Source organism: Serratia sp. TSA_198.1 (genome assembly GCF_052686505.1).
In genome coordinates this window covers 888,704-914,843 of record NZ_JBQZFP010000001.1, presented here as the reverse complement: position 1 = coordinate 914,843, position 26,140 = coordinate 888,704, and the positions used below count along the sequence as shown (strand labels likewise).

Sequence of the window (26,140 nt, the reverse complement as noted above, 5' to 3'; positions counted from 1 at the left end):
AACTCATGAGCAACGCCCTGAGATGGCTGTTATGGCTGATTGTCGCGGTAGTGGTGATAGCCGGCGGCTATGCGCTGTATACCCTGCTGCGGCCGGTTGGGCCGGAGCCTGCCGCGCCTATCGCCGGTGCGCCGGCCGGCATTACCGACAAACTGGCGCGCGGTGAATATCTGGCGCGCGCCGCCGACTGCGTGGCTTGCCACACCGCGCCGGGTGGCAAACCTTTCGCCGGAGGTTTCGCGTTTAAACTGCCATTCGGCACTATTTATGGCACCAATATTACCGCGGATAAAGAGACAGGTATTGGCGACTGGAGCGACGAGCAGTTTGTGCGTGCGGTGCGTGAGGGCGTCGCTCCTGATGGGAACCTGTATCCGGCGATGCCTTACACTTCTTACACCGCATTGAGCCGTGACGACGTGCTGGCGATCAAGGCTTATCTGTTCAGCCTGCCGCCGGTGAAACAGACCGACCCGCAAAACGATCTGCCATTCCCGTTCAACCAACGCTGGGGCATGAAGTTCTGGAATCTGGCGTTCTTCCATGAAAAACGCTTCGAACCGAATCTCAACCAGGATGAACAGTGGAACCGCGGTGCCTACCTGGCGACCGCGCTGGGGCACTGTAGCGAATGCCACACGCCGCGCAACCTGGCCTTTGGCATTAACCAGAGCAAGAACCTCAGCGGTGAGGTGATCCAGGGCTGGTTTGCCGCCAACATCACTCCGGATGCGCAGACCGGCATCGGCGGCTGGAGCGAGCAGCAACTGTCGCAATATCTGGCGACCGGCCACGCGGAGGGGCGTAGCAGTGCCGCCGGCCCGATGGCAGAGGCGGTGGAAAACAGCCTGCAGTATCTGACGCCGGAGGATAATCAGGCGTTGGTGAAATACCTGCGCAACATAGAACCTATCGCCGGCGACAGTGCCAGTTCGGTGAACCTGCAGCCGAAGGGCGCGTTGTCCTCCAGCGCGGTACTGCCGGGCGGGCAAGAGGATTCTCTGGGCCGCAGGCTGTTTGCCGGTGATTGCAGCGGTTGCCACCAGTGGAACGGCGTGGGCCGACAGAGTAAATACGCTTCGTTGGTCGGCAGCACGGCGGTAAACGATCCGCAGGGCCGCAGCGTGGTACAGGCGATCCTCAAAGGCACCCGCATCAGCATCGGGGAGCAGCATGAGGTGATGCCGGACTTCGGCGCCCAATATTCGGACGAAGAAGTGGCGGCGGTAGCCAACTATGTGGTCGGCCAGTTTGGCGAAAAACAAGGCAAGGTCACGGCGAAACAGGTCGCGGAACAACGCAAACAGTAACGATCGGCGAGGGGGCGTTTCTCCCCTTCGCCGTTCATCCTTGACGGCCTGCGCTAAAAAAGAGCATGGCAGAGGGCAAGGGGCGACATTGCAGTGCATTTTCGGCGAAGAGTGATGTTGCTCGCAAAGTTTGACGAAGGCAGTTGCTGAAAAAACGCAACTATGGCGATACTTCCGTCGCGACCTCCGTGGTCGCCAGACATTTTTATTAAGGCGTGTTACTGCTCAGGCAGGCAAGACCAAAATAGGAATGCACCTCTCATCATGATGAGGCGCATTTTCATTTTGGTCTTTTTTTTTGTTTTTTTACCGGGGAAAATCGATGGATTACAAACAGTTGGGCCTGGAAATATTGGCGCGAGTCGGCGGTAAAGCTAACGTCAGTAAACTGACGCACTGCGCCACGCGTCTGCGCATGGAGTTTAACGATGACAGCAAGGTGCAGGCGAAAGCCATTGAGGCCTTGCCGGGGGTGATAAGCGTGGTGGAGCGCGGCGGCCAGTTTCAGATCGTGGTCGGCAATAACGTGCAGCAAACCTTCCGCACGTTGCAAAAAGAGATTGGCGATCTCAGTGGCCGACAGGGCGAGAAGAAACAGCAGGCCAGGGGCGGGGTGTTTTCGCAGATCATCAGCGTTATCTCCACCACGTTCACGCCGGTGATCCCGGCGATCACCGGGGCGGGGATGATCAAGGCGCTACTGGCGATCCTCAAACTGACCGGTGTGATTGACGCCGCCAGCCCGACGTATCATCTGCTGGACACCATCGCCGATGCGGCGTTTTTCTTCCTGCCGGTATTACTGGCCTACGGCGCTTCGATCAAGTTTGAATGCAACCCGATACTGGCGATGACCATCGCCGGTGCCTTGCTGCACCCCAATTTGGCGCAGATGCTGGCGGCGGGCACCGCGATTGATTTTATCGGTATTCCGGTACGGCTGGCGGACTACGCCGGTTCGGTGCTGCCGATTATATTCACCGTGTGGCTGATGTCCTATATCGAGCGCTTTGCGGAGAAAGTGTCGCCGACGATGATCAAGTTTTTCACCAAGCCGATGATTATCCTGTTGGTGACGGCGCCGCTGGCGTTGGTGGTGGTCGGGCCGTTCGGTATTTTCCTTAACGACCTGGTCGCCGCAGGTGCGGCCATCGTCGACGGCAAGGCCAGTTGGCTGATCCCGATGCTGATGGGCGGGCTGCAACCCTTCCTGGTGATCACCGGCACCGCCTGGGCGATGACACCTATCGCTACCGGCCAGTTGAGCAAAAACGGTTTCGAAATGATTAACGGACCGGGCATGCTGGCGTCCAATATCGCGCAGGGCGCGGCGACGCTGTGCGTGGCTTTCCGCACCAAAAACAAAAATCTGCGCCAGCTGGCGTCTTCCGCCGGGTTCACTGCGCTGCTGGGGATCACCGAGCCTTCGCTGTATGGCGTGACCCTGAAGCTGCGCAAACCGCTGATTGCGGCGATGATCGGCGGCGGCTGCGCCGGTATCTATGCCGGGCTGAGCGGGCTGGTGCGCTATGCCTTTGTCTCTCCGGGATTGGCGGCGTTGCCGGCATTTATCGGTGAAAACCCGATGAATATCGTCCATGCGCTGATCACCTGCGCCATTGCCATCGTGGTGACTTTCGCGCTGACCTGGATCCTCGGCTTTGACGATCCGGTTGAGGAGCAAGAGCAGGATACCGCACCGGCGGCGGCTCCCATCAGCGGCGATGAGCAGCAGATTTTCAGCCCGCTGTCCGGCCAACTGGTGGCGCTGGAGCAGGTTAACGACGACGTGTTCTCGCAGGGGTTATTGGGACAGGGCGTAGCGATAAAGCCGCAGGAAGGGGTACTGCGTGCGCCGCTGGACGGTGAGGTGATGACCTTTTTGCCGTCGATGCACGCGGTGGGCATCAAGGGTGACAACGGCGTCGAACTGCTGGTGCACATAGGCATAGATACCGTCAATCTGGCCGGCCGGCATTTTGCTTCCGAATTGCAGATTGGCGATCGGGTCAAGGTGGGGGATGAACTGGTGCGTTTTGATATTGCGGCGATAACCGCGTTGGGTTACGACCTTACTACGCCGGTATTGGTGATCAACAGTGAAGCCTTCCCGCAGTTGAGCTGCCGTCAGCCGGGCAGCGTGGGCTTTGGCGAGACCATCATCGCCCTCAATACCCCCAAGGAGCCTGCATGATTTATCAACGCCTGGACGATTTCCCCGCAGATTTTCTGTGGGGGGCTTCTACCTCCGCCTATCAGGTGGAGGGGGCCTGGGATGAAGACGGTAAAAGCCCGTCGATTGTCGATATGCTCGATCATCCTGAAGAAACCGCCGATTTCAAAGTTGCCAGCGATCACTATCACCGTTTCCGCGAAGACGTGAAACTGTTCGCCGAGCTGGGGCTGAAGGCCTACCGCTTTTCCGTCGCCTGGACGCGGGTGCTGCCTAACGGCACCGGCGAGGTTAACGCCGCCGGGCTGGCGTTCTATCGGCAACTGATCGATGAACTGCAGCATCACGGCATTGAACCTGTGGTGACGCTTTATCACTTCGATTTGCCTTACGTGCTCGAACAGCAGGGCGGCTGGTCCAATCGCGCCACTATCGATGCGTTTGTCGAGTATGCGGCGGTGCTGTTTGACGCCTTTGGCGATCGGGTAAAATATTGGCTGACCATCAATGAACAGAACACGATGATCCTGCATCCGGGCGCGATTGGCATGCCGAAGGGCGGCGAGTTGCCGTCCAAACAGGTGCTGTATCAGCAAAGCCACCACATGCTGGTGGCGCAGGCCAGGGTGATGGCGCTGTGCCACCAACGCTGCCCCTCCGGCAAAATCGGCCCGGCGATTAACACCACGTCGATGTATCAGGAAACCTGCCATCCGCTGGACGCCATCGCCGCGCATAACTGGGAAACGCTGCGCTGCTGGAGTTTCTTGGACGTGGCGGTGCATGGGCGCTATAACGCGCTGGCCTGGCGATATTTGCAGGATCGCGGCCTGGCGCCGCAAATGGAACCGGGCGATGCGGCGCTGTTGCTGCAGGGCAAACCGGATTACGTGGCGATAAACTACTATTCCACCGCCACCATCGCCGCCAGCCGGGGCGATGCTTCGGACATCAGTGCCCGCGCCGGCGATCAGCAAATCATGCTGGGGGAACCGGGAGTGTACCGCGCGGCGGAAAACCCGTTCGTTGGCAAAACCCGTTACGGTTGGGTGATCGACCCGGTCGGGCTGCGCCTGACGCTGCGCAAAACCTACGAACGCTACGCGTTGCCGATATTAATTACCGAAAACGGCATAGGCGCCCCGGATGAGTTACAGGCCGATGGTACAATTAATGATGACTACCGCATTGAGTTTATGCGCCAGCACGTTGAACAGATGCAATTGGCGATCAACGACGGCGTTGAACTGATGGGGTATTGCCCGTGGGCGGCGATAGACGTGGTCAGCACCCATCAGGGCTACGCCAAGCGTTACGGGTTTATCTATGTAAACCGGGGTGAGCAAGATCTGAAAGATCTGCGCCGCATCAAAAAGCGCAGTTTTGACTGGTATCAACGGCTGATTGCCACTCATGGCCGGCAACGCTAATAAAAATAAAGGGTGATGGCCGCGACGATGAAAGTCATTAAGGTACTCAATAATAGCCTGGTGCTATCAACAGACAGCGATAACAACGAAGCTATCGTCATGGGCAAGGGTATTGGCTTTAACAGCAAAGTGGGTGACGTTCTCGACCCGGCCACTATTGAGAAAGTGTATGTGGTGCAGAACAGCCAAAAGGGCCGTGATTACCTGCGGCTGATGGAAAACACGCCGGAGGAGCACCTGGAGATTGTGCAGATGATCCTCGCTGAGGCCAACCGGCAGCTCAATGGCCGCATTAACGAGCAGATTTTCTTCACCCTGGCGGACCACATCAGCTTTGCCATTGAGCGCTATCACAAGGGCATTGCGATCCAAAACCGGTTGTTGTTCGAGGTGAAGCGCTTTTATCCGCAGGAGTTCGCAGTGGCGATGCAGGCGCTGGGGCAAATCAATCAGCGGCTTAACATCGCTCTGCCGGAAGAAGAGGCGGGGAATATCGCGTTCCATCTGGTTAACGGCCAGACCGACGTGCAGAACATGGAACATACCCTGCTGTCGGTGAAGATGCTGAAAGACATTTTCAATATCATCAAGTATCACTTTCGCATCAATATCGATACGGATTCGCTCAATTACGCGCGTTTTCTGGTGCATATGCAGTTTTTTATTCAGCGGATGGTCGAAGGGCAACAGATGGCGTCGAAAGACGACTTCATCTTTGCCCAGGTGACCAGGGAGTACCCGAATGCTTATCGCGGCGCGCTGCTGATCCGCGACTATGTGAAGAATCTGCTTGAGATGGAGATGTCGAACGATGAACTGCTGTATCTGGTGATCCACCTGACGCGTATCACCGACCAGCAGGACTAAACAGTTGCGATCAATAGTGCTACAGGTGAGGAACGTGCAGAGCGCCGACACGCCGTGAATCCGTCCATGGAGGCTCGTATCGCGCGTCCATGCGCTCAACGGTCGGCTAACCTGCATCCCTTCCACCCGTATCATGCTTGGGGGGAGTGGTATTAAACGCCGTTATTTAGCCGGAATGCTGTGCGCTGACCGCCTCCGTCACCAGCGCGCGAAAGCGCTGGATGAGGGCGGAAGAGCGGTTGCTGCGCAGCGCCAGGTACAGCGGCGCACTGAGCTGGGCTTCGTCGCTGATTGCCCGGTAGACGATGCCGTCGCCGCCCAACCGCCGCATCGAGGCCGGTACGATCGACAACCCCAGACCGGCCCCCACCAGGCTAAGCGTCGCGGGCAGGCGCGGGGCTTCTTGGATGACGCGCGGGCTGAACCCGGCGCGGTGGCAGGCGGCTAAAATGGCATCGTACAAGCCCTGGCCCGCAGGGCGGCGGTAGAGAATAAAAGCTTCGTTCGCCAACGACGCCAACGGCAATGGCTGCGCGCTGTCGACTGCCCGCGGGTGGCCGACCGGCAGGGCGACCAGCATAGGTTCGCGCAGCACCGGCTCAATGGTCAGGCCTGGAATGCCGCTGGCCGGCGAGCGCACAAAAGCCACGTCGAGCCGTTCATCCACCAGCGCATCCAGCAGTTCGCCGCTGCCGGCTTCTTCCAGTTGGGTGGTGATGCCCGGCAGGATCTCGCGATAGCGGCGCAACAGGTTAGGCACGAACGGGTGCAGCGCGGCGGAACTGGTGAAGCCGATGGCGATATGCCCCTGTTCACCGCGTGCTGCACGCTGCACCGCTTCGGTCAACAGCTCGGCGCGGGCCAACAGCGCACGCGCCTCATTAAACAGCACGTTGCCCGCTTCGGTGGCGCGTACGCCACGCGGCAGGCGCTGCAACAGTGTTACCCCCAGCTCATCCTCCAGCCCTTGCAGCAGGCGGGTCAACGGCGGCTGTTGAATAAACAGCCGTTCGGCGGCGCGGGTAATATTGCCTTCTTCAACTACCGCAACGAACGCCCGCAAGCGGCGAAGTTCGATCATAGACATACCTAAAAGGTATCCTTGTTGGTTCCGAAATGCATTAGACATCATGACATGGCGGCGCGCATCATACCAGGCATCAAAAATAAGCGATGTGGAACGAACAATGTCTGAATCGGATGCGGTAAAAAACACCCGGCTTGCGGCGGCACCGGGCAATGGGGAGCTGTTTTGGGGCTTTCTGATGCTGGGGCTGATAGGGTTTGGCGGCGTGCTGCCGCTGGCGCGCAATATGCTGGTGGAGGATCGGCGCTGGCTGAGCGGCGAACAGTTTACCGAGCTGCTCGGGCTGTGCCAGTTTCTGCCGGGGGGCAACGTAATCAACCTTTCGGTCGCGGTGGGGATGGAGTTCCGCGGCCTGCGCGGCGCTTGCTGTGCATTGCTGGGGTTGATCAGCGCCCCGACCGCGATTGTGGTCGGGTTGGGGATGGTTTACGCCCGCTTCCAGAATGATGCGCATGTGCAGCACGTGTTTGCCGGGCTGGCGGCCGCGGCGGCCGGCTTGCTGCTGTCCACCGGGATAAAGATGCTGTTGCCGCTGCGCGGTAAATGGCTGGCGCTGGGGATTGTCGCGTTGTGCCTGATAGCCATCGCCTGGCTGCGCCTGCCGCTGTTGCCGACCATGCTGGTGCTGGCGCCGCTGAGCATTCTGTTGCTGTGGTGGAGGAAGCCCTCATGATGGGCGTATTGATCTCGCTGGCGATTATTTTCACCGAGCTTTCGCTGCTGGCGTTCGGCGGCGGCATGACCATCCTGCCGGAAATGCAGCGCCAGGTGGTGGAGATTCATCAATGGATGAGCGCACAGGAGTTCAGCGCGCTGTTCGCCATGGCGCAAGCCGCGCCGGGGCCGAATATGATGATCGTGCCGCTGATTGGCTGGCACGTGGCCGGCTGGGCGGGGCTGCTGGTTTCCTCCATCGCCAAGTTCGGCCCGTCATCGATCGTCACTTTACTGGTGATGGGGGCCTGGCGGCGCTTCAAGGACAAACCCTGGCGGCGCATCGTGCAGACCGGTCTGGTGCCGGTTACCGTCGGGTTGGTGGCGGCCAGCGGGGTGTTGATTGCCGAAGCCTCTGCGCCGAGCTGGCCGTTGGCGGCGATCATCGCGTTGGCCACGCTGCTGAGCATGAACAAACGCATTCACCCGCTGTGGATACTGGCGGGCGGTGCGCTGCTCGGGCTGCTGGTAGCTTAGTCAGCGCGGTGTCAGTACAAAGCGGGCTTTACCGCCGTGGTTCATGACTTCGTAGCGTTTAGGGGCGGTCAGCGCCAGAAACGCCACCCTGCTGCCGTCGGCGTTGGTCAACGTCATGCCGTCCGGCGTCGGGCGCCAGGCTACCGGCAGTTCGGTGAGCGCCAGCGGTTGCAGGCACTGCGATGAGGCGGTGAAACGGTAGGCGTTGGTGCTTTCGATCCGTTCATCGCTCAGTTCAACGTCACAGGCGGCGATCTTGCCTTCGGTGTCGGTCAACTGCCAGTGCCCTTTCAGCGCGGAGGGGGCGAGCAACGGCAACGAACTGGCGAAGGTATTGCTGCATAACAATAGGCTCATAACGGCTCCAGTCAGGGCAATGCGCCGTAATGCGCGCAACGGGGTAAAGGGGAAAAGGGTGATCATCAGTTTCCTTACTGTCGCTTTTGTGGCCGGGTGGAAACATCTTTTGTGTCTATGATGATAGCAAAGTTGCCGGCGTTGACGTCTGGCTTTGCGGGGGTGATAATTTGTGTTAGTAATTCACACAGGAGGAGTTATGCCTAGAACAACCAGCGTAACCATTGGCGAACAACTGGATGCCTTTGTCAGTCGACTAGTTGACAGCGGCCGCTATGGCTCAACCAGTGAAGTGATGCGAACTGCATTACGTCTGCTTGAGCAAAAAGAATATCACATTGAAACTTTACGGCTTGCTCTTGAAAATGGTGAGCGTAGTGGGGAAAGCGCGTTAAGCTTGCGCGAGATCGCGGCTAAAAAGAAACGTGAGCACAATGTATAAGCTTTCGAACCTGGCTGCCGATGATTTCGCCGGGATCTACGAATATACCTTGGTGAACTTCGGTGCAAAGCAGGCTGATCGTTACACTGATGATATGGAAAACTGCCTGCAAACTCTGATTATGGCTCCTGGTATGGGGCGTGAATATGCGGAGATAAAACCCGGCATACGTCGATTTGATCATCAGCAGCATGCAATTTTTTATCGTGTTCGTGACCAAGATATATTTATCATCAGGATTCTGCATCAACAGATGGAACCGATGATTCACCTGATCGATATTTAAATATGTGAGGATAAGGAGAGGAAGGTTTTCGCCAATGGTCGAGTGAGCAGGCCGTGCGCCTTAGCGTGGTGGACATCAGCGGCGGAATGCACGCAGCGCCTTCCAGACAATCCTGCAATACCACGGTTTCTTCCCGGCAGTATCGTCACTCAGCGCTTCTCAAGGACCTACGTGATGACGCCGTTTAATCTCGCCATGGCCAACGAGCCTTTCGTCAAGGGTTAGCGGGGCAGGAACAGCAGCGGCTGCCATGTGGACCCTTCAAATAGTGGCAGATTGATAAATTGATGTAAGCCATTTAACAGAGCTATCATCAAGCCTTGTATATAGCGGATTATGGCCAATGCTCCGAAGAGATGATGTGATTCCACGCGCTTACAAGCAGGTGGATGTATTTACCACCTCGCCATTGCAGGGAAATCCCTTGGCGGTGATCCTGGAGGCTGAGGGGTTGAATGAAATGCAGATGCTTTCATTGGCTCGCTGGACCAACCTTTCAGAAACGACGTTTGTTTTCAAACCGACTAATCCGGTTGCAGATTATCAGGTGCGTATTTTTACCCCCGAAAAAGAGTTGCCCTTTGCCGGACATCCGACCTTGGGTACGGCCCATGCATTATTGGAGGCGGGGCTGGTGACCAAACAGCCGGGGGTAGTTATGCAAGAATGCGGGGTTGGTCTGGTTGCGGTCAATATCTTACCTGACGGAACCTTGGCGTTTGCCGCGCCAGCGGTAACGTTTCGAACGCCGGCGGTTGAAGAAAGGGACCTGCTAAAGGCCGCTTTTCAGCAGGCGGTTATTGAAACAGATACGATGCCGGTGATTGCCGACATGGGTATTCGCTGGCTTATGATACGCATGCCAAACGCTCAATCCTGCCTGAGGGTGACGCCGGATCATGCCATGATTAAAAAGCTGCAAATTGCCTGTCATGTTGATGGCGTGGTGATTTATGGTGCCTATTCATCTGGTGATCCAGCTGATTACGAAATGAGAGCGTTTCTGGTTGAAGGGGGGCAGTTGGTTGAGGATCCCGTGACTGGCAGCGCTAATGCGTGCCTGGCCCATCTGTTGAAGGCCAATAACTTCCCCGACGGTGGCTCGACGGCACAGGGGTATCAGGTTCGACAAGGAACCCAACTCCAGCGAGAAGGCCGGGTTAGCGTTCGTTTCATTCACGATGAGCCATGGATTGGTGGACAGAGTTGCACGCTGATTAATGGCTGGCTGCACATTTAGGCGTGGTAATCACTCACTGATTACCAGACATTGTGACCGGGAATGGGTACCGCGCCCGTTCCCGGCCTAGAGTGTACGAGTTGATAGAATGCCCCAAGATGGTAAGGAGGCATGCCAGATCGACCGCTGTTATTGCAGTTTCTCCTTACGCCGCTCGCCGCCATAACGCGGCGTACATGCCGGGTTTGGCGAACATCACCAGATTCCCCAACAGGATCAGGCACAGGCCGATCACCGCATTGAGGTGCCACTGGTAACCTTCATAGAGTGTCGAGATGCTCAGCGCCACCAGCGGGAACAGCAGGGTGCTGTAGGCCGCAGCGCTTGCGCCGATGCGGCCAAGCAGGCTGAAGTAAGCGGCAAAGGCAATCACCGACCCAAAAATCGCCAGATACAGCAATGAGCCGATATAACGGGTACTGAACTCAATCTGGAAGGATGCACCCTGGGCCAGGGCGATCAGTGCCATCAGGATGGCGCCATAACTCATGGCATAAGTATTGGTGGATAGGATGTCCAGCCCACGTCGCTGGTGGCGTGAACTGATCATATTACCGAGCGAAAAACCGTAGGTGCCGAGCGCACTCAGGCCGATGCCTTGCAACAGTTCCGGCGCCATTTGCGTGGCGACCAGATCCTGCCAGAACAGGGCGACGATCCCGGTCAGGCCCAGTACCGCCGCAGGCAGCAAGTTTGGGCTGGGGCGTTGACGAAAGAAGATCATGCCGTTGACGGCATTGAACAGTACCGCCATCGAGAAAATCACCGATTCCAACCCGCTGCTGATATAGGCCGCCGCATGGTAGAAACAGTAGAAGTTAAAGCCGAACACGCAGCAGCCTTGCAGGATGCAAAACAGGTGATCACGCAGCGCAATGCGGCGCAGGCGGCGCGCCAACAGCAGGATCAGCAACATCACCGCGGCGGAAACCACGAACCGATAACTGATCGACACCGGAATGGCTACCGGTCCAGCCTGTTGCAGGGTAATCGCAATCCAGGTGGTGCCCCAAATCAGCACCACGGCAAGGTACAACAGCACGTTCATAATCGACTCCGGCAAAATAGATTGCCGCAGTATCCGCCGTTGCTCGCTGTCGCGCTTTCAGCGCTTTGCGCACAATTGCATATTCTTGCGCTTTTTTTAGCAAAAGCGCGGGTCGTGGACTGGTGCGGTGTGGCGTCACTCTTTACACTGAAAACAATTCAGCGAAGCGGGACCGGCGATGTCCAGATACAAGGCGTTTGAAACACTGCGGGAACATAAAGCGCGGTTGCACGGCAGCGTGCAGTTGGGTTCCGGCGTGGAGCTGGCCGCCTGGTCCAACCGTGACGATCGCATTACCCAGGAAAGCGCCGATCACCATACCCTGAGCCTCTATGTCGCCGATGGCTACGAGTGCTATCAAAAAGTGCCCGGCGGCTGGAAGAACGGCGGTGGGCCGGACCGTTTCTGCATTATGCCTCGCCAGTATGAATCCACCTGGGACGTGCGCAGCGATTTATCTTTCGTGCACCTTTACTGCACCGACCGGCATCTGCGACAGGTGGTGGAGCAAACCTGGGATCGCAGCCCGGCGGCGATCGCTCTCGAGCCGTGCGCTTTTGCCGAGGATCCGCAAATTACGCTGCTGTACCGCCAGTTTTTGCTTAACTGCAACTGGCAGGATCGCGCCAATCAGTTGGCGCTCAGCAGTGCTACAACCCTGCTGATGTCGCATCTGGTTCAGCGCTACAGTCAACTGCAATGGGCTTTGCCGACGGTGCGCGGTGGCCTGGCGCCAGCGGTGGCCAGGCGGGTAAAAGAGTATATCGAGCAGCACCTCGACAAGCCGCTGTTGCTGGCGGACCTGGCGGCGCAGGCCGGGCTGAGTGAGTTCCACTTTGCCCGCATGTTCAAACATGACACCGGCCTGGCGCCACACCAGTTTGTGATGCGCGCGCGGCTGCAACAGGCGGAAAAATTGCTGTGCCACAGCTTGCTGCCGCTGACGCAGATTGCGCTGGAATGCGGCTTCAGTTCCGCCAGCCATTTCAGCAACCGCTTCAAAGCGGCTTATGGATTTGCCCCGATGCAGATGCGTCAGGGGCGCTAACCCCCACAGGAGAGAACATGGAACAGCAGTTCGCAGGACTTGGCGTATTGTTTATCGCCGGATTCGGGCCGATTACGCAGCAAACGGAGCACAGCAAGGCGTTTTATGTCGACGCGCTGGGGCTGCCGCTCAAGCCGATGCCCGACAATGCCGATTATCTGCTGGCCGAGCATGGCGCGCTGGAAGGGGTGAAACACTTTGCTTTGTGGCCGTTGGCGCAGGCGGCGCAATCTTGCTTCGGCAGCGAACAATGGCCGGCCGATCTGCCGGTGCCGCAGGCATGGATGGAGTTTGACGTCGCCGATATGGCGTTGGCCACCCAAGGGTTGATCGACAAGGGTTACCGCCTGCTGGTCGCCAACCGCGAAGAGCCCTGGGGCCAGAGCGTCACCCGCCTCCTCAGCCCGGAAGGATTGCTGATCGGCGTCACTTTCACGCCCTGGTTGCGTGGCTGAATTACAATCATGGCCCGTTAGGGAATTTTGCTGTTGGTTTATGAAGGATCAGGGATGGAAAACAAAACCCTAGAGATACTCACCTACACCCTCAAGAAGGGGACTGGCCGCGATTTTCACAAAATCATGACGGAAACCAGCGTCCCTTTGCATCGTAAGGCGGGGATCGACGTTGTCCGCTTTGGGAACTCATTGCACGATGCAGATTCGTACTTTCTGATTCGCGCTTTTGACAGTGTCGAACATCTTGAAAACGCCCAGGATGAATTCTACAAAAGCGACGCCTGGCGCACAGGCCCGAGAGCGGCGATTATCGAAAGGATTGAGCAAAGCATCAAGTCTGTACTGACAATCAGCAATGCTGCACTGGATGCGATGCGGGTTTAGCCTGTCCAAATAGATTTAACCGGAACGCTAATCAGGAAGTGCCGTTAACGGCACTTTCCCTGTTCTGAAGCATACTGCCGTTTACTTGCGTGCGCTTTCCACCTTTCTAAACTGACTGCGCAGCAGCAGGCAATTGATCAGCACCAGCGCCGCCGTTACCGCAAACACCCAGCGGAAGCCCATCAAGGCGGAAACACTGGAGCCTATCAGCGGGCCGACCACGTTGCCGAGGTACATAAACGATTGGTTATAGCCGAAGATGCGGCCCGTAACCTGATCGGAGGAATACTTCAGCAGCAGCGTCTGCACCGCAGGCATCAGGGCGCCGTCGGCAAAGCCCAGCAGGAAGCGCAAAATCCCCAATTGCAGCGGCGTTTGCACCCAGGCCATGATAGCGAACAGTAGGGTGGTTAACCCCAGCGCCGCCATCAGAATGCGGGCGGTGCCGATACGGTCGCCAAGCCGGCCGAGACGCGGCGCGGAAACCAACGCGGCAATACCGGGAACGGCCGCGATCATGCCGCTGATAAAGGCGATATTGCCGCTGTCGCCGGACAAATCCTTGATGAACAGCGTCAGAATCGGGCTGATGGAGGAGTTAGCCAATTGGATCATCAACGTGCTGATGAACAGCGTGACGATCAGCGCCGGATAAGGCAGCGACTGGAATACTGCCTTGCCGCTCAGTCGGTCGGCCTTTTTCACCTCGACGCGGCGTTCTTTTATCAGGAATAAGGTAATGAGGAAGCTGACGAACATCAGCCCGGCGGTGACGAAAAACACTACGCGCAGGCCCAGATGGTCAGCCATCAGGCCCCCCAGCAGCGGGCCGACGATCACCCCGGAAACCGGGCCGGTAGACAGAGTGCCCAGCGCCCAACCGCTTTTGTCACGCGGCACCTGTGAGGCCACCAGCGCCATAGCGTTGGGAATATAACCGGAGGTCAGGCCCATCAGCGCACGCAGCGCAAACAGCTGGTAAACGTGGGTTACCATGCCCTGCAGCACAATGACGATCGCCATCCCCAGCGAAGCGCGCAGCAGCATCAGCTTGCGGCCTTTGCGATCCGCCAGGCTGCCCCACAGCGGCGACACCAGCGCGGAGACCAAAAAGGTGCCGCTAAACACCAACCCTGACCAGATGCTGAGCGACTGGTGGCCGCTGACGCCGAGCTGTTCAATATACAGCGGCAGAAAAGGGAGGATCTGGCTCATCGCCAGCCCGGTGAAGAAACAGCCGAGCCAGACCGAAATCAGATTGAGTTTCCACGCTTCCATCAACTTATCGTACCACTTTGAATTAAGAGAGAATTATTGAGCAGGATAATAATAACACCGGTTATCAGGCGCGGGTGGCGAAATAAGTGAGCAAAAGTAAAACCCGCGTTGTGCGGGCTCAGGTATTTAGCGTTGGTTGTCCTGTTCTACGGCGTCATACAACCGCTCGAGAATATCCGGGAAGGCGGATTGTACGCGGTTCCAGCTTGGCACAAAGGGTTTATCGCCGGGGTTTTCGCTGAAGGCTTGTCCGGCCTGCGAAATCACCCGAGAGAACAGTTCGACCGCTGATTCTTCGCTGTGGCGATCGAAATCCAGACCGTTCATTTTGGCATCGTGCTCAAAGGCGTCGATCATATCCAACGCCGTGCGGTAGTAGGTGGCGCGCAGTACGCGAAAAGAATCGTTGGTGATCGGCACCCCCTGGATCGCCAATTTGCGGTACAGCGCCTTGGTGATATCGCCCGCCATACGCTGCAGGCCGCTGTGCGGATCCTCTTCCGACATCGGCTGGTGCTTATGATCGTAATTATCGGCGATATCCACCTGGCAGATACGGCTGGTGGCGGTGTTGCGGTGGACTTCCGACAATACGCCGATCTCCAGCCCCCAGTCGCTGGGAATACGCAGGTTGTTGAGAATGTGGGTACGCATGGCGAACTCGCCCGAGAGCGGGTAGCGATAGCTGCGCAGATAGTCGAGAAAATCCGAATTGCCGTACACTTTCTGCAGCGATTTCAACAGCGGAAATACCAGTAACCGGCCGACCCGGCCATTCAGCTTGCCGTTAGCCACCCGGGCATAGTAACCCTTGCAGAAATCGTAATGAAAATGCGGGTTGGCCACCGGATACAACAGGCGCGCCAACATGCGGCGATCGTAGGTGACAATGTCACAGTCGTGCAGTGCCACGCAGCTGGAACGGCGTGAAGCCAGAGTGTAGCCGACGCAAAACCACACGTTGCGGCCTTTGCCCGGTTCGTTGGGGGCCAGCCCTTCGGCGCTGAGCTGGTCGGCAATCGCCGTCAGGCGCGGCCCGTCGTTCCACAAAATGCGGTGGCGCTGCGGCAGGCGGGAGAAAAAGCTTTTTGCATGCAGGAATTGCTCATGGTCGGCGCGATCCAGGCCAATGACGATCTCCTCCAAATAGGGCACCTGCGCCAAAACATCGACGATCTTGTCCAGCGCCGGGCCTTCCAGCTCGGAATAGAGCGAGGGCAGAATCAGCCCCATGGTGTTGCGGCCGGAAAATACCTGCAACTCATATTCAAGTTCGGACAATTCGCGCTGCGCGAGATGGTGAAAATTGGTGATGATGCCATCTTGATAAAAATCACTCATGGTGAGATCTCCCGTTAATCAGAAAATGATCCAATCCTTCGCACCAGCCCTGGGGGCCTTGCAGGCGCGTACGGTACAGCCGGCCGGCGAAATCGCCCGGTAAATCGAGAGGTTTGTCCTGCTGCCCCCGGATCAACACCGCCAGATCGCAGGCTTGCAGCAGGGAAATATCGTTGGGGCCGTCGCCCAGACTGAGGGTGGTAAGGGGGGGACCGTGCGGTAACTGATAATCCGCGGTTATCCAACGGGCGGCGTTGCCTTTGCTGACGGCCGCGCTCATCACGTGATAAAAGCGCCCGCCCTGGGTCAACCCGAGATTGTGCTGCGCGAGCAGCGCGCGAAACTGGGCAAGTTGTTCATCGTTACCGGCCCAGCGCAAGGGTTCAGAACCGGCACGCCGGCGCGCCAGATGCGCCTGATCGAGCGTTAAACCTGTCCATTGCGCGACGGTTGCGTCATCCACATCGGCAAACCCTTGAAAGACAAAACCGGTCTGGCTGCGCAGTTCCCGCAGCATGGCGCACAGGCTGGGGTAATCTGCACCCAGGTGCTTGGTCGGATAGTCGGGGTGATTGCGCCATTGCGCGGGGAAGACAATCTGCGCGCCGTTTTCCGCAATAAACGGCCAGTGGCTCAGCCCGAGTTGCCGCTGCAACGGGGCGACTTCTGCGGCGGTTTTACTGGTGGCGATAATCAGCGGCGTCTGGGTGTGCGCCAGCCGCTCCAGCCACGGCTGCGCAGCCTGCCAGCGGTAGCTGTGGTGATCCAGCAGCGAACCGTCCAGATCGGTGAAAATTAACAGGTTGGGGCTCGGTTTCAGCATTTCATCTCCATGATATCGTGCGTAATTCACTGATAAACAGGTTGATTACTTTGTTGTCATGTAGACCGACGGGGAAACGGTGCGTGGCGTTGTAGAGGGTGTTTGCCGTCGACGCCGTGACTCCCCTAAGTGAAAATTGTGATGCGAATCACAATTTACCCTAACGGCTTATCGCAGGGGGTGCAAGTCTTGACTGTCCTAAGCAATGCACCACGCAGAACCGAATCTGCTACTCTGCGGGGAGGTGGTTTTCGCCAGCCAGTAAAATTATCTCTATTGAATCAGGAGGCAAACGTGCCCGAGGAAAAGCAAAGCATTCACCTGCGCCCGATGATTGAAAGGGATCTGCCGGCGGCGTTCGGGTTGTCGCAACAGGCGCGCTGGCCTCACCGCCTGGAAGATTGGCAGCAGGCGTGGGGATTGGGGGCGGGAGTGGTCGCTGTGGTCAACGGAGAGACGGTCGGCACCGCTTTGCGCTGGCTGTGGGGGGCGAATCGCGCCACTCTGGGGTTGGTGATTGTCGACGAACGGCATCGCGGGCAAGGTATCGCCAGGGAAATGGTGCAGTCGCTGATGGCGCCATTGGCTGACCATCAACTGCACCTGGTAGCTACCGAACAGGGCAAGCCGTTGTATCGGCAGTTGGGGTTTATCGAACAGGGGCGGCTGGCACAGCATCAATGCCGGGCGTTGCCTGCCCGCGACGCGGTGCCTTTGCCGGAGGACGTCACCCTGCGCCCGGCATCGCCGCAGGATCTGCCAACCCTGGCCGAGTTGGATTTCGCCGCTTGCGGCATGCGGCGCCAGCCGCTGCTGGAAACCTTGCTGAGTAGCGCCGGGCAGGCGCTGGTGTTGGAACGGCAGGGGATTGCCGTCGGTTTCGCGGTGCGTCGCCGCTTTGGTCATGGCAACATGATCGGCCCGGTAATCGCGCCCGATACTGCCTCCGCCGTCGGGTTAATCGACGCGCTGTGCCGGCCCTGCACCGGCCAGTTTGTGCGTATCGACACGCCACAGGCCAACAGCCTCGGCCCCTGGCTGGTCGAGCGCGGTTTGCCCAGCGTGGACACGCCCGCCATCATGGTGCGCGGCGCGCCTCATAGACCGGATCCTGCGAGCGTGCAGGCTTTTGCATTGGTTTCGCAAGCGCTGTCATAAAATTGAAAATCAGGTGCCACGGCGGTGCATCGCCAGATGCATTGCCCAATTGTTGTGCAATAGTTATCAACTGATGACTTTGTTGTAACCGCAGGTTTTGCCGTTCCTGCGCCGCCGTACGCCGTCGCGCGTGAAATATCCCCAGAAAGTCCGCAATTGGCACAGGCCATGCATTGTCATCATCAGTCTTTGTTACCTGAGTAACAGACAGCGGTTTGATGACAACTCACCAACAGCGGGCGAACTATGGCAGACCATCCTGATGTGATCGCACAGATAGAAGCGTCATTTGCGGTACAAACCCCGACCGGCAAGCGTATTGCCGGTTATCTGCTGGCCAATCTGGCGCAGGTGCCGTTTGAAACCGCCGACGGCATCGCCCGCAGCACGGCGACCAGCGGCATTTCGGTCGGCCGCTATCTGCGCAGCCTGGGCTATCGCAATCTCGACGATCTGAAACGTACGCTGCGTGAACAAGGGGCGGCGCTGTATCAACCCTGGGGCGTCACCGATCGTCTGGGCGCTTACCGCCGGCGGCGCGATCAGCCGCAGCCGCAAAAGCTGCGCCAGGCGTTAACCCTGGAGCTGGAGGCGATAGAGCACGTTTACCAGTTGGCCGGCGGGGAGGCGTTCAACCGCGTCAGCCGCCAACTGGCGCAGGCGGAAGCGGTGTTTGTGGTCGGCATCCAGTCTACACGCGGCATCGCCAACGCCTTTTACAGCCATCTGGAGTATCTGCGGCCCAGAGTCTATTACGCCGACGGGCTGTCCGGTACCTACGTGGAATCGCTCAATTCGGAATTTGGCGCGCCCTATCTGGTGCTGACCGACACTCGCGCTTACTCGACCATCGCCCGGCAGTATTGTCAGGCGGCCTGCGCGCGCGGGCTGCGGCTGGCGCTGATCACCGACATTTACTGTCCGTGGGCGCGGGATTACCCGATTGACCTGCTGCAGGTGAAAACCGACACCGGCCAGTTTTGGGATTCGCTGGCGCCGCTCAGTTGCCTGTTCAACCTGCTGCTGTCCTCGGTACTGGAACAGGGCGGCGCGGCGGTGGAGCAACGGCTGGCGAACAACCGCCTTCTGCAAAAAGAACTGGGCCAATTTGAATCTTAACCTCATGGGAACAGGTAATGAGTGACAATGTAACGTTAATGGATCTGGCCGAGGCGTTTCCCGATCTGCCGATCGAGTTGAAATACGCCGGCGCCGATAACCTCACCGGCCGGCCGATCTACCGCGAAAGCCGCTGCCTGTTGCATCCCGACGCGGTACGCGGTCTGACACGCAGCCTGTTGGCGGCGCGGCTTGCCGGTTTATCGCTAAAGGTGTTTGACGCCTATCGGCCGCAACAGGCGCAGGCGTTGCTGTGGCTGGCGTGTCCGGATCCGCAATATGTCACCAGCACGCAAACCGGCTCGCACCACAGCCGCGGCGTGGCTATCGACGTGACGCTGCTGGATGCGGCGGGCGCGGCGTTGGATATGGGCACCGGCTTTGATGAGATGAGTGAGCGTTCCCATCCGTTTTACCCCGATTTCCCTCCAGAGGTGCAGCGCAATCGGCTATTGCTGAATGCGGTGATGGCCGCCGGGGGGTTTTGCGGCATCGCCAGCGAGTGGTGGCATTTTGAGCTGCCCAACGCCGGTGACTATCCGCTGTTGGCCGATCGCTTCGGCTGTTTTTCTTACGATTAAAACGACGCACCTTCAACACACCAGGAGTCAGTTTATGAGCAAAGTTAAATACGCCGCGCTGGCGGTGGCAGTCGCTGTGGGTCTGGCCGGTTTGGCTCCGGCGCAGGCGGCGGTACCCAAGGATATGCTGGTGATCGGCAAAGCGGCCGACCCGCAGACGCTGGATCCGGCCGTGACCATCGATAACAACGATTGGACGGTAACTTACCCTGCCTACCAGCGGTTGGTGCAATACAAAACCGAAGGCGGCAAAGGCTCCACCCAGGTTGAAGGCGAACTGGCGGAAAGCTGGGCCGCTTCGGACGATCAATTGGTCTGGACCTTTAAGCTCAAGCCGGGCAACAAGTTCGACGACGGCAGCGAGGTTAATGCCGAGGCGGTGAAATGGTCGTTTGAACGGCTGATGAAGATTGGCCAGGGGCCGTCAGAAGCTTTCCCGAAAGATCTGCAGGTGACGGTGGTGGATCCGCTGACGGTGCGTTTCACGCTGAAAACGCCGTTTGCCCCGTTCCTCTACACGCTGGCCAATGACGGCGCCGGCATCGTCAACCCGGCGATCGCCAAGGCCAACCCGGCCGACGAAGGCAAAGCCTGGCTGGCGAATCACAGCGCAGGTTCCGGCCCTTACAAGCTGGATCGCTGGCAGAAGGGCCAGCAGTTGGTGCTGGTACCAAATCCGCATTACGGCGGCGCCAAACCGGCGTTCAAACGCGTAACGGTGAAAATCATCGCTGAAAGCGCCACCCGCCGCCTGCAATTGACGCGCGGTGATCTGGACATCGCCGAATCTCTGCCCATCGACCAGCTCACGGCGCTGAAAAGCGAAAACAAGGTGGCGGTCAATGAGTTTCCTTCGTTGCGTGTGACTTATCTGTACCTGAACAACGGCAAAGCGCCGCTGAATCAGGTGGATTTGCGCCGCGCCATCTCTTATGCGGTGGATTATCAGGGCATGGTGAAGGGCATTCTCGGCGGCAACGGCAAACAGATGCGCGGGCCGATCCCGGAAGGCATGTGGGGCTACGACGCTGCCGCACAGCAGTACAGCCTGGATGCGGACAAGGCCAAGGCCGCGCTGACGGCGGTGAAAGACAAGCCGGCATCGCTGAACTTCCTGTACTCGGTCAGCGATCCGAACTGGGAGGCGATAGCGCTCTCGGTGCAGGCCAGCCTGGCGACGGTAGGCATTAACGTCAAACTGGAGAAGCTGGCTAACGCCACCATGCGCGATCGCATCGGCCAGGGCAATTACGACATCGCCATTGGCAACTGGAGCCCGGACTTCGCCGACCCCTACATGTTCATGAACTACTGGTTCGAATCTGACAAAAAAGGGCTGCCGGGCAACCGCTCGTTCTACAGCGATCCGCAGGTGGATGCGCTGTTGAAAAAAGCGGTTTCGGTGTCCGATCAGCAAGTGCGCACCGCCGATTATCAGGCGGCGCAGAAAATCGTCATCGACCAGGCGGCCTACGTCTATCTGTTCCAGAAAAACTATCAGGTGGCGATGAACAAAGAGGTGAAGGGCTTTGTGTATAACCCGATGCTGGAACAGGTGTTCAACGTTGGGCAGATGAGCAAGTAATTCTCTTTCGGGCAGCTTTTTGGCTGCCCCCTTGCGCCACGGGAAACGACTATGAACGTTTGGAGCCTTATCCGCCAGCGCTGCTGGGGGCTGGTGCTGGTGATGTTCGGGGTGTGCGTCATCACCTTTACCATCTCGCACCTGATCCCCGGCGATCCGGCGCGGCTGCTGGCCGGCGATCGCGCCAGCGAGGAAATCGTCCAGCATATTCGCCAGCAACTGGGGCTGGACCAGCCGTTATACGTGCAGTTTGGCCGCTACGTGCTGGATCTGCTGCACGGCGATCTGGGCACGTCTATCCGCACCGGACGGCCGGTACTGGACGACCTGCGCGCCTTCTTCCCGGCGACGCTGGAGCTGGCGTTTTGCGCCTTGCTGCTGGCGATCGCGCTGGGGGTGCCGCTCGGCGTGCTGTCGGCGGTTTACCGCAATAAATGGCCCGATCATCTGGTGCGCCTGCTGTCGGTGACCGGCATCTCCACGCCGGCATTCTGGCTGGGGCTGGGGGTGATCATTTTGTTTTACGGCCAACTGAACGTCTTGCCCGGCGGCGGCAGGCTGGACGACTGGCTGGATCCGCCCACCCATATTACCGGGTTCTACCTGCTGGATTCGCTGCTGACCGGCAACGGCGAAGCGTTTTGGAACAGCCTGCAGCACCTGATCCTGCCGGCACTGACCCTGGCGTTCGTACACCTCGGGGTGGTGGCGCGGCAAATCCGCTCGGCGATGCTTGAACAACTGGGTGAAGACTATATCCGCACTGCACGCGCCAACGGCCTTTCGCACTGGCGAGTGGTACTCGGCCACGCGCTGCCGAACGCGCTGATCCCCTCGGTGACGGTGCTGGGGCTGGCGTTGGGGGATTTGCTGTACGGCGCGGTGCTGACCGAAACGGTGTTCGCCTGGCCAGGCATGGGCGCTTACGTGGTGGATTCCATTCAGGCGCTGGATTTCCCTGCGGTGATGGGCTTTGCCGTGGTGGTGTCTTTTGCCTATGTGATGGTTAATTTGATCGTCGATCTGCTTTATCTGTGGATCGACCCGCGAATGGGGCGCGAGGGCTAATGACTATGTCTCACTTTGAACAACCGTCGTCTCAAATCGAGCCACCGCCGGCGGCGGAACCTGCGCTGCGCTTTGTCGGCGCGCGGCGCGCCTGGTATCGGGTGCGGCGCAGCCCGCTGACGCTGTTGGGTGGCGCCATCATGTTCTGCGTGCTGTTTTTGATGCTGTTTTCACCCTGGCTTGCGCCGCACAATCCGGACGCCATCGACCTGACCGCGCGGCTGCTGCCGCCTTCGGCCGAACACTGGTTCGGCACCGACGAAGTAGGCCGCGACCTGTTCAGTCGGGTGCTGGTCGGCAGCCGGCAGTCGGTAGCCGCCGGGCTGGCGGTGGTGGTGCTGGCGGGCGGAATTGGCTCTCTGCTCGGCTGTTTCTCCGGCGTGATGGGCGGCACGGTGGATGCGTTGATCATGCGCTGCATGGACATCATGCTGTCGGTGCCTTCGCTGGTGCTGACCATGGCGCTGGCGGCCGCGCTCGGGCCAAGCCTGTTCAACGCCATGCTGGCGATTGCGGTGGTGCGCATTCCGTTTTACGTGCGGCTGGCGCGCGGGCAGACGCTGACGCTGCGGCATCAGGCTTATATGCAGGCGGCGCGCACCTTTGGCGCTTCGCGCTGGCATTTGATTGGCTGGCATGTCCTGCGCAACGTCATGCCGCCGTTGGTGGTACAGGCGTCGCTGGATATTGGTACCGCCATCCTGATGGCCGCCACGCTGGGCTTTATCGGCCTTGGCGCCCAACAACCGACCGCCGAATGGGGTGCCATGGTGGCCAACGGCCGTAACTATGTGCTCGACCAGTGGTGGTATTCGGCCTTTCCCGGTACGGCGATCCTGATCACCGCCACCGGTTTCAACCTGTTCGGCGACGGTCTGCGCGACTTGCTGGATCCTAAAACCCGGGGGCGTTGATGAGTGACACTACGGTTTTATCGATTGATGAGCTGCAACTGGAATTCCCGGTTTACGGCGGCAGCGTCAAGGCGCTCAACCGCGTCTCGTTGCAGGTCAAGGCCGGCGAAATCGTCGGCGTGGTGGGGGAATCCGGTTCCGGTAAATCGGTGACGGCAATGATGACCCTGCGCCTGCTGGCCGAGGACGGTTACAACGTGACCGGCGGCAAGCTGGAGGTATTGGGCACCGACGTGCTCAGCGCCAGCGAGCGGCAAATGCGCCAACTGCGCGGTGCCCGGGTGTCGATGATTTTTCAGGAGCCGATGAGTGCGCTGAACCCGACGCGGAAAATCGGCCGCCAGATGTGCGAGGTGATCCGCCTGCACCAGAGGCTGTCGGCACGGCAGGCGCGTGACAAGGCGGTCCAGTTGCTGCGTGAAATGCAAATTGCCGATGCGGAACGGGTGATGGAGCGCTATCCGTTCGAGCTGTCGGGCGGCATGCGCCAACGGGTGCTGATCGCCATGGCGTTTTCTTGCGAACCGGAGCTGATTATCGCCGACGAACCGACCACGGCGCTGGATGTTACGGTGCAGCGGCAGGTGCTGCGCCTGCTGCAACAGAAGGCTCGCGCCAGCGGCACGGCGGTGCTGTTTATTACTCACGATATGGCGGTGGTGTCGCAGCTCTGTGACCGGGTGTACGTGATGTACGCCGGGCACGTGATCGAAAGCGGGGCCACGGCGCGGGTGATTGACCACCCGCGCCACCCGTATTCTATCGGGTTGTTGCTGGCGGCACCGGAACGCGCAGAGCCGCGCAGCCTGCTGCGGGCGATTCCCGGTACGGTGCCCAATTTGAGCGCATTGCCGCCGGGTTGCGCATTCAGCAACCGCTGCAGCTACGCCAGCGGCCAATGCCGGAAAACGCCGCGGTTGACGCCATTAGCCGCTGACCCGACGCAACGGGTGGCCTGTTGGCATCCGCAGTCTATCGATCTGGAGGTGCAAAATGAACGTTGAAGCGCTATTGGAACTGCGCGACGTGCGGCTGCGCTTTCCCGCCAGCTATAACTGGCGCGGTAAGCCGAGAGAATATGTCCATGCGCTCAACGGGCTGGATCTCAACATCATGCGCGGCGAGACCCTGGGGATCGTCGGCGAATCCGGCTGTGGCAAAAGCACCTTGGCGCAACTGCTGATGGGATTGTTGAAGCCCAGCAGCGGCGAGCTGCTGCGCGCCCGTTCCGGTGGCTCCTGGTTTGGCAGCGGCATGCAGATGGTGTTTCAGGATCCGCAGTCGTCGCTCGACCCGCGCCTGCCGGTATGGCGCATTATCACCGAACCGGTCTACGTGCAGCAGCATAACGGCGTGGCAGAGCGGCGGGCGCTGGCGGCAGAACTGGTGCAACAGGTTGGGTTGCGGCCGGAGTCTATCGACCGGCTGCCGCATGAGTTTTCCGGTGGTCAGCGCCAACGCATCTCGATTGCCCGTGCGCTGTCCTCGCAACCGGATATCATCGTGCTGGACGAGCCAACGTCGGCGCTGGATATTTCGGTGCAGGCGCAGATCCTCAACCTGTTGGTGGAGCTGCAACGCCAGCGCAATCTGACCTATGTGCTGATCTCGCATAACGTTTCGGTGGTTCAGCACATGAGCGATCGGGTGGCGGTGATGTATTTGGGGCAAATCGTTGAGCTGGGGCCCACTGCGCAGGTCTTGCGTCAGCCGCAGCATCCTTATACCCGGCTACTGCTGGATTCGGTGCCGCGTGCCGGACGTGCGCTGAGCGACAGCACGATTGAAGATCGCAAAGGGGAGTTGCCGGGCAATCGCCAGTTGCCGCTGGGGTGTTTTTTCCGCGAGCGTTGTCCCTACGCCGGGGAAGGCTGCCAGATGCCGCAAACGCTGCGGGTGAATCTGGGGGGCACGGCGGTGCGCTGTCATAAAGTGGCGTGACGGCCACAGCGTTCAGCGAATGATGCCCCGCGTAGAGCGGGTAAAAAAATCCGTGAACAGCCGCAGTAACGGGTATTCCACGCTGAGGCGGGCGGCTTCTTGCCGCACGTCTTCCAGCGCCATCGCCTGGTGATACAACATGGCGTAAAGCGAATGAATAACCCGCTGCTGTTGCTCGTCGGCGGCCAGAAAGGCCGGCGCCAGCAGATGCAGGCCGTCCGGTTTGGCGCGGTTGCCGCCGGCCTGGACGAACGGCGGCAGATCCTGCACCGCGAGCGTGCCGTCGGCCAATCGTGCATGGGCACCGATAATGCAAAACTGATGCACCGCACAACGCGCGCCGACCCAACCGCCGTCGCCCAATTCCACATGCCCGGCCAGTCCGCTGTTAATGCCGATATGCGTGGCGTTGCCAATGATGCAGTCGTGGGCAATATGCACGTTATCCAGCAGATGATTGTCATCGCCGATCGCGGTGTGGCGGCAGCCTTGAACGGTGCCGCGATGCAGGGTGGCGTATTTGCCGATGCGGTTGCGATTGCCGAGGGTGAGCGTGGTCGGTTCACCGGCGTATTTCAGGTCCTGGCCGGCTTCGCCGATCGAAGAAAACTGGTCGATGACGTTGTCGCAGCCGATGCGCGTCAGGCCGTTAATCACTACGTGGGAGGCGATAGAGGTGCCTTCGCCAATCTCAACGCCGGCGGTGATAAAGCAAAAAGGACCGATGCGCACGCGCGCACCGATAATCACGCCAGGCTCAATCACGCTGCTGGCGGCAATACGGGCAGAAGGAGAAATCATGCTGCTTCCTGATGGCGGCGCGTGGCGTATCCTTCAGCCAGGCCAGACATCGGTTAACTATTAAGCCGGATTCTGGATTAATCAGGGGAAAAACAAGAAAGTGCGGGCATGAGGGCTTGCCTCTGGGCCAGGTGCAACAAAGTTGTCTGAGGCCAGCATAAGCCCCTGCCGGTCTCAGACCACCCGATTATATTTTATTTATTTTATGAA

General features: G+C 59.0%; 27 protein-coding genes. 20 read left to right on the top strand and 7 right to left on the bottom strand.

Going from position 1 to position 26,140, the window contains the following annotated elements; genetic code table 11:
* The first annotated feature begins 5 nt into the window (after positions 1-5).
* From ACUTSW_RS04250 to licT, 4 genes are all read left to right on the top strand, one after another.
* Entirely contained in the window at positions 6-1,310 is a 1,305-nt protein-coding gene (locus tag ACUTSW_RS04250; protein WP_445583769.1) for a c-type cytochrome, read from the top strand.
* 322 nt (positions 1,311-1,632) lie between these two features.
* Positions 1,633-3,504, top strand: a complete 1,872-nt coding sequence (locus tag ACUTSW_RS04245; RefSeq protein ID WP_445583768.1) for a beta-glucoside-specific PTS transporter subunit IIABC — start codon at positions 1,633-1,635, stop codon at positions 3,502-3,504.
* A complete protein-coding gene (locus tag ACUTSW_RS04240; RefSeq protein WP_062870749.1) occupies positions 3,501-4,913 on the top strand; it encodes a glycoside hydrolase family 1 protein in 1,413 nt (470 codons plus the stop codon). The genes ACUTSW_RS04245 and ACUTSW_RS04240 overlap by 4 nt, the downstream gene beginning before the upstream one ends.
* A 27-nt stretch (positions 4,914-4,940) precedes the next feature.
* The gene (gene licT, locus ACUTSW_RS04235; RefSeq protein WP_004944140.1) at positions 4,941-5,780 is read left to right on the top strand and encodes a BglG family transcription antiterminator LicT; all 840 of its coding nucleotides are present in this window, start codon (positions 4,941-4,943) and stop codon (positions 5,778-5,780) included.
* A gap of 166 nt (positions 5,781-5,946) precedes the next feature.
* Here the strand turns inward: licT and ACUTSW_RS04230 are convergent, their stop codons facing one another.
* Positions 5,947-6,867: a LysR family transcriptional regulator gene (locus ACUTSW_RS04230; RefSeq protein ID WP_062870750.1), complete on the bottom strand. Its 921-nt coding sequence runs from the start codon at positions 6,865-6,867 to the stop codon at positions 5,947-5,949.
* A gap of 100 nt (positions 6,868-6,967) precedes the next feature.
* Here ACUTSW_RS04230 and ACUTSW_RS04225 point away from each other — a divergent pair, with 100 nt between their 5' ends.
* Both ACUTSW_RS04225 and ACUTSW_RS04220 read left to right on the top strand, forming a co-directional pair.
* Positions 6,968-7,540, top strand: a complete 573-nt coding sequence (locus ACUTSW_RS04225; protein WP_013812810.1) for a chromate transporter — start codon at positions 6,968-6,970, stop codon at positions 7,538-7,540.
* On the top strand, positions 7,537-8,058 hold the full coding sequence (locus tag ACUTSW_RS04220; RefSeq protein ID WP_006325093.1) for a chromate transporter: 522 nt from the start codon (positions 7,537-7,539) through the stop codon (positions 8,056-8,058). The genes ACUTSW_RS04225 and ACUTSW_RS04220 overlap by 4 nt, the downstream gene beginning before the upstream one ends.
* On the opposite strand, the gene ACUTSW_RS04215 is transcribed toward ACUTSW_RS04220, so the two are convergent.
* Entirely contained in the window at positions 8,059-8,415 is a 357-nt protein-coding gene (locus ACUTSW_RS04215; protein ID WP_330761962.1) for a protease inhibitor Inh/omp19 family protein, read from the bottom strand.
* A 199-nt stretch (positions 8,416-8,614) separates the two neighbouring features.
* Between ACUTSW_RS04215 and ACUTSW_RS04210 the strand changes: the two genes are divergently transcribed.
* The 3 genes from ACUTSW_RS04210 to ACUTSW_RS04200 all read left to right on the top strand — a co-directional run bounded on the left by ACUTSW_RS04210 (position 8,615) and on the right by ACUTSW_RS04200 (position 10,383).
* Positions 8,615-8,857, top strand: coding sequence for a type II toxin-antitoxin system ParD family antitoxin (locus tag ACUTSW_RS04210; RefSeq protein WP_197912673.1), 243 nt, complete (start codon positions 8,615-8,617; stop codon positions 8,855-8,857).
* Positions 8,850-9,143, top strand: a complete 294-nt coding sequence (locus ACUTSW_RS04205; protein ID WP_197912672.1) for a type II toxin-antitoxin system RelE/ParE family toxin — start codon at positions 8,850-8,852, stop codon at positions 9,141-9,143. The genes ACUTSW_RS04210 and ACUTSW_RS04205 overlap by 8 nt, the downstream gene beginning before the upstream one ends.
* 343 nt (positions 9,144-9,486) lie before the next feature.
* Positions 9,487-10,383, top strand: a complete 897-nt coding sequence (locus tag ACUTSW_RS04200) for a PhzF family phenazine biosynthesis protein (protein ID WP_445583767.1) — start codon at positions 9,487-9,489, stop codon at positions 10,381-10,383.
* A gap of 145 nt (positions 10,384-10,528) precedes the next feature.
* On the opposite strand, the gene ACUTSW_RS04195 is transcribed toward ACUTSW_RS04200, so the two are convergent.
* Complete coding sequence (locus tag ACUTSW_RS04195; RefSeq protein WP_445583766.1) at positions 10,529-11,431, bottom strand: DMT family transporter; 903 nt, start codon at positions 11,429-11,431, stop codon at positions 10,529-10,531.
* 178 nt (positions 11,432-11,609) lie between these two features.
* On the opposite strand from ACUTSW_RS04195, the gene ACUTSW_RS04190 reads away from it, so the two are divergent.
* Genes ACUTSW_RS04190 through ACUTSW_RS04180 form a run of 3 tightly spaced genes read left to right on the top strand, consistent with a single transcriptional unit; the run spans position 11,610 to position 13,321 of the window.
* Complete coding sequence (locus tag ACUTSW_RS04190; protein WP_445583765.1) at positions 11,610-12,479, top strand: helix-turn-helix domain-containing protein; 870 nt, start codon at positions 11,610-11,612, stop codon at positions 12,477-12,479.
* Between the two features lie 17 nt (positions 12,480-12,496).
* Complete coding sequence (locus tag ACUTSW_RS04185; protein ID WP_445583764.1) at positions 12,497-12,934, top strand: glyoxalase; 438 nt, start codon at positions 12,497-12,499, stop codon at positions 12,932-12,934.
* 54 nt (positions 12,935-12,988) lie between these two features.
* The gene (locus ACUTSW_RS04180; RefSeq protein WP_445583763.1) at positions 12,989-13,321 is read left to right on the top strand and encodes an NIPSNAP family protein; all 333 of its coding nucleotides are present in this window, start codon (positions 12,989-12,991) and stop codon (positions 13,319-13,321) included.
* 81 nt (positions 13,322-13,402) lie between these two features.
* Here ACUTSW_RS04180 and ACUTSW_RS04175 read toward each other — a convergent pair whose 3' ends face one another.
* The 3 genes from ACUTSW_RS04175 to ACUTSW_RS04165 all read right to left on the bottom strand — a co-directional run bounded on the left by ACUTSW_RS04175 (position 13,403) and on the right by ACUTSW_RS04165 (position 16,763).
* On the bottom strand, positions 13,403-14,599 hold the full coding sequence (locus tag ACUTSW_RS04175; RefSeq protein WP_445583762.1) for a multidrug efflux MFS transporter: 1,197 nt from the start codon (positions 14,597-14,599) through the stop codon (positions 13,403-13,405).
* A gap of 126 nt (positions 14,600-14,725) precedes the next feature.
* Positions 14,726-15,940 carry a glycosyl transferase gene (locus ACUTSW_RS04170; RefSeq protein WP_445583761.1) on the bottom strand — a complete coding sequence of 405 codons (1,215 nt, stop codon included), beginning with the start codon at positions 15,938-15,940 and terminating at the stop codon, positions 14,726-14,728.
* Positions 15,933-16,763 carry a mannosyl-3-phosphoglycerate phosphatase-related protein gene (locus tag ACUTSW_RS04165; protein WP_445583760.1) on the bottom strand — a complete coding sequence of 277 codons (831 nt, stop codon included), beginning with the start codon at positions 16,761-16,763 and terminating at the stop codon, positions 15,933-15,935. The genes ACUTSW_RS04170 and ACUTSW_RS04165 overlap by 8 nt, the downstream gene beginning before the upstream one ends.
* A gap of 294 nt (positions 16,764-17,057) precedes the next feature.
* On the opposite strand from ACUTSW_RS04165, the gene ACUTSW_RS04160 reads away from it, so the two are divergent.
* From ACUTSW_RS04160 to ACUTSW_RS04125, 8 genes are all read left to right on the top strand, one after another.
* Positions 17,058-17,921 carry a GNAT family N-acetyltransferase gene (locus tag ACUTSW_RS04160; protein ID WP_445583759.1) on the top strand — a complete coding sequence of 288 codons (864 nt, stop codon included), beginning with the start codon at positions 17,058-17,060 and terminating at the stop codon, positions 17,919-17,921.
* Positions 17,922-18,167: 246 nt separating this feature from the next.
* A complete protein-coding gene (locus ACUTSW_RS04155; protein WP_004944177.1) occupies positions 18,168-19,040 on the top strand; it encodes a MurR/RpiR family transcriptional regulator in 873 nt (290 codons plus the stop codon).
* A gap of 17 nt (positions 19,041-19,057) precedes the next feature.
* Positions 19,058-19,621, top strand: coding sequence for a D-alanyl-D-alanine dipeptidase (ddpX, locus tag ACUTSW_RS04150; RefSeq protein ID WP_434463026.1), 564 nt, complete (start codon positions 19,058-19,060; stop codon positions 19,619-19,621).
* Positions 19,622-19,655: 34 nt separating this feature from the next.
* Positions 19,656-21,206, top strand: coding sequence for an ABC transporter substrate-binding protein (locus ACUTSW_RS04145; protein WP_062870763.1), 1,551 nt, complete (start codon positions 19,656-19,658; stop codon positions 21,204-21,206).
* A 51-nt stretch (positions 21,207-21,257) separates the two neighbouring features.
* Positions 21,258-22,274 (top strand): ABC transporter permease, encoded by a 1,017-nt coding sequence (locus ACUTSW_RS04140; RefSeq protein WP_063198414.1) that lies wholly within the window; start codon positions 21,258-21,260, stop codon positions 22,272-22,274.
* The gene (gene ddpC, locus ACUTSW_RS04135; RefSeq protein WP_434463028.1) at positions 22,274-23,188 is read left to right on the top strand and encodes a D,D-dipeptide ABC transporter permease; all 915 of its coding nucleotides are present in this window, start codon (positions 22,274-22,276) and stop codon (positions 23,186-23,188) included. The genes ACUTSW_RS04140 and ddpC overlap by 1 nt, the downstream gene beginning before the upstream one ends.
* Positions 23,188-24,192: an ABC transporter ATP-binding protein gene (locus ACUTSW_RS04130; RefSeq protein ID WP_445583758.1), complete on the top strand. Its 1,005-nt coding sequence runs from the start codon at positions 23,188-23,190 to the stop codon at positions 24,190-24,192. The genes ddpC and ACUTSW_RS04130 overlap by 1 nt, the downstream gene beginning before the upstream one ends.
* On the top strand, positions 24,182-25,129 hold the full coding sequence (locus ACUTSW_RS04125) for an oligopeptide/dipeptide ABC transporter ATP-binding protein (RefSeq protein ID WP_020453820.1): 948 nt from the start codon (positions 24,182-24,184) through the stop codon (positions 25,127-25,129). Before ACUTSW_RS04130 ends, ACUTSW_RS04125 begins: the two co-directional genes overlap by 11 nt.
* Positions 25,130-25,141: 12 nt before the next feature.
* On the opposite strand, the gene lpxA is transcribed toward ACUTSW_RS04125, so the two are convergent.
* Entirely contained in the window at positions 25,142-25,930 is a 789-nt protein-coding gene (lpxA, locus tag ACUTSW_RS04120) for an acyl-ACP--UDP-N-acetylglucosamine O-acyltransferase (protein ID WP_445583757.1), read from the bottom strand.
* Positions 25,931-26,140: the final 210 nt, after the last annotated feature.

What these genes read in the sequence shown, in the direction of transcription:
- ACUTSW_RS04250 (WP_445583769.1), top strand. Translation starts at nt 6, where the DNA reads ATGAGCAACGCCCTGAGATGGCTGTTATGGCTGATTGTCGCGGTAGTG.
- ACUTSW_RS04245 (WP_445583768.1), top strand. Translation starts at nt 1,633, where the DNA reads ATGGATTACAAACAGTTGGGCCTGGAAATATTGGCGCGAGTCGGCGGT.
- ACUTSW_RS04240 (WP_062870749.1), top strand. Translation starts at nt 3,501, where the DNA reads ATGATTTATCAACGCCTGGACGATTTCCCCGCAGATTTTCTGTGGGGG.
- licT (WP_004944140.1), top strand. Translation starts at nt 4,941, where the DNA reads ATGAAAGTCATTAAGGTACTCAATAATAGCCTGGTGCTATCAACAGAC.
- ACUTSW_RS04230 (WP_062870750.1), bottom strand. Translation starts at nt 6,867, where the DNA reads ATGTCTATGATCGAACTTCGCCGCTTGCGGGCGTTCGTTGCGGTAGTT.
- ACUTSW_RS04225 (WP_013812810.1), top strand. Translation starts at nt 6,968, where the DNA reads ATGTCTGAATCGGATGCGGTAAAAAACACCCGGCTTGCGGCGGCACCG.
- ACUTSW_RS04220 (WP_006325093.1), top strand. Translation starts at nt 7,537, where the DNA reads ATGATGGGCGTATTGATCTCGCTGGCGATTATTTTCACCGAGCTTTCG.
- ACUTSW_RS04215 (WP_330761962.1), bottom strand. Translation starts at nt 8,415, where the DNA reads ATGAGCCTATTGTTATGCAGCAATACCTTCGCCAGTTCGTTGCCGTTG.
- ACUTSW_RS04210 (WP_197912673.1), top strand. Translation starts at nt 8,615, where the DNA reads ATGCCTAGAACAACCAGCGTAACCATTGGCGAACAACTGGATGCCTTT.
- ACUTSW_RS04205 (WP_197912672.1), top strand. Translation starts at nt 8,850, where the DNA reads ATGTATAAGCTTTCGAACCTGGCTGCCGATGATTTCGCCGGGATCTAC.
- ACUTSW_RS04200 (WP_445583767.1), top strand. Translation starts at nt 9,487, where the DNA reads ATGCTCCGAAGAGATGATGTGATTCCACGCGCTTACAAGCAGGTGGAT.
- ACUTSW_RS04195 (WP_445583766.1), bottom strand. Translation starts at nt 11,431, where the DNA reads ATGAACGTGCTGTTGTACCTTGCCGTGGTGCTGATTTGGGGCACCACC.
- ACUTSW_RS04190 (WP_445583765.1), top strand. Translation starts at nt 11,610, where the DNA reads ATGTCCAGATACAAGGCGTTTGAAACACTGCGGGAACATAAAGCGCGG.
- ACUTSW_RS04185 (WP_445583764.1), top strand. Translation starts at nt 12,497, where the DNA reads ATGGAACAGCAGTTCGCAGGACTTGGCGTATTGTTTATCGCCGGATTC.
- ACUTSW_RS04180 (WP_445583763.1), top strand. Translation starts at nt 12,989, where the DNA reads ATGGAAAACAAAACCCTAGAGATACTCACCTACACCCTCAAGAAGGGG.
- ACUTSW_RS04175 (WP_445583762.1), bottom strand. Translation starts at nt 14,599, where the DNA reads ATGGAAGCGTGGAAACTCAATCTGATTTCGGTCTGGCTCGGCTGTTTC.
- ACUTSW_RS04170 (WP_445583761.1), bottom strand. Translation starts at nt 15,940, where the DNA reads ATGAGTGATTTTTATCAAGATGGCATCATCACCAATTTTCACCATCTC.
- ACUTSW_RS04165 (WP_445583760.1), bottom strand. Translation starts at nt 16,763, where the DNA reads ATGCTGAAACCGAGCCCCAACCTGTTAATTTTCACCGATCTGGACGGT.
- ACUTSW_RS04155 (WP_004944177.1), top strand. Translation starts at nt 18,168, where the DNA reads ATGGCAGACCATCCTGATGTGATCGCACAGATAGAAGCGTCATTTGCG.
- ddpX (WP_434463026.1), top strand. Translation starts at nt 19,058, where the DNA reads ATGAGTGACAATGTAACGTTAATGGATCTGGCCGAGGCGTTTCCCGAT.
- ACUTSW_RS04145 (WP_062870763.1), top strand. Translation starts at nt 19,656, where the DNA reads ATGAGCAAAGTTAAATACGCCGCGCTGGCGGTGGCAGTCGCTGTGGGT.
- ACUTSW_RS04140 (WP_063198414.1), top strand. Translation starts at nt 21,258, where the DNA reads ATGAACGTTTGGAGCCTTATCCGCCAGCGCTGCTGGGGGCTGGTGCTG.
- ddpC (WP_434463028.1), top strand. Translation starts at nt 22,274, where the DNA reads ATGACTATGTCTCACTTTGAACAACCGTCGTCTCAAATCGAGCCACCG.
- ACUTSW_RS04130 (WP_445583758.1), top strand. Translation starts at nt 23,188, where the DNA reads ATGAGTGACACTACGGTTTTATCGATTGATGAGCTGCAACTGGAATTC.
- ACUTSW_RS04125 (WP_020453820.1), top strand. Translation starts at nt 24,182, where the DNA reads ATGAACGTTGAAGCGCTATTGGAACTGCGCGACGTGCGGCTGCGCTTT.
- lpxA (WP_445583757.1), bottom strand. Translation starts at nt 25,930, where the DNA reads ATGATTTCTCCTTCTGCCCGTATTGCCGCCAGCAGCGTGATTGAGCCT.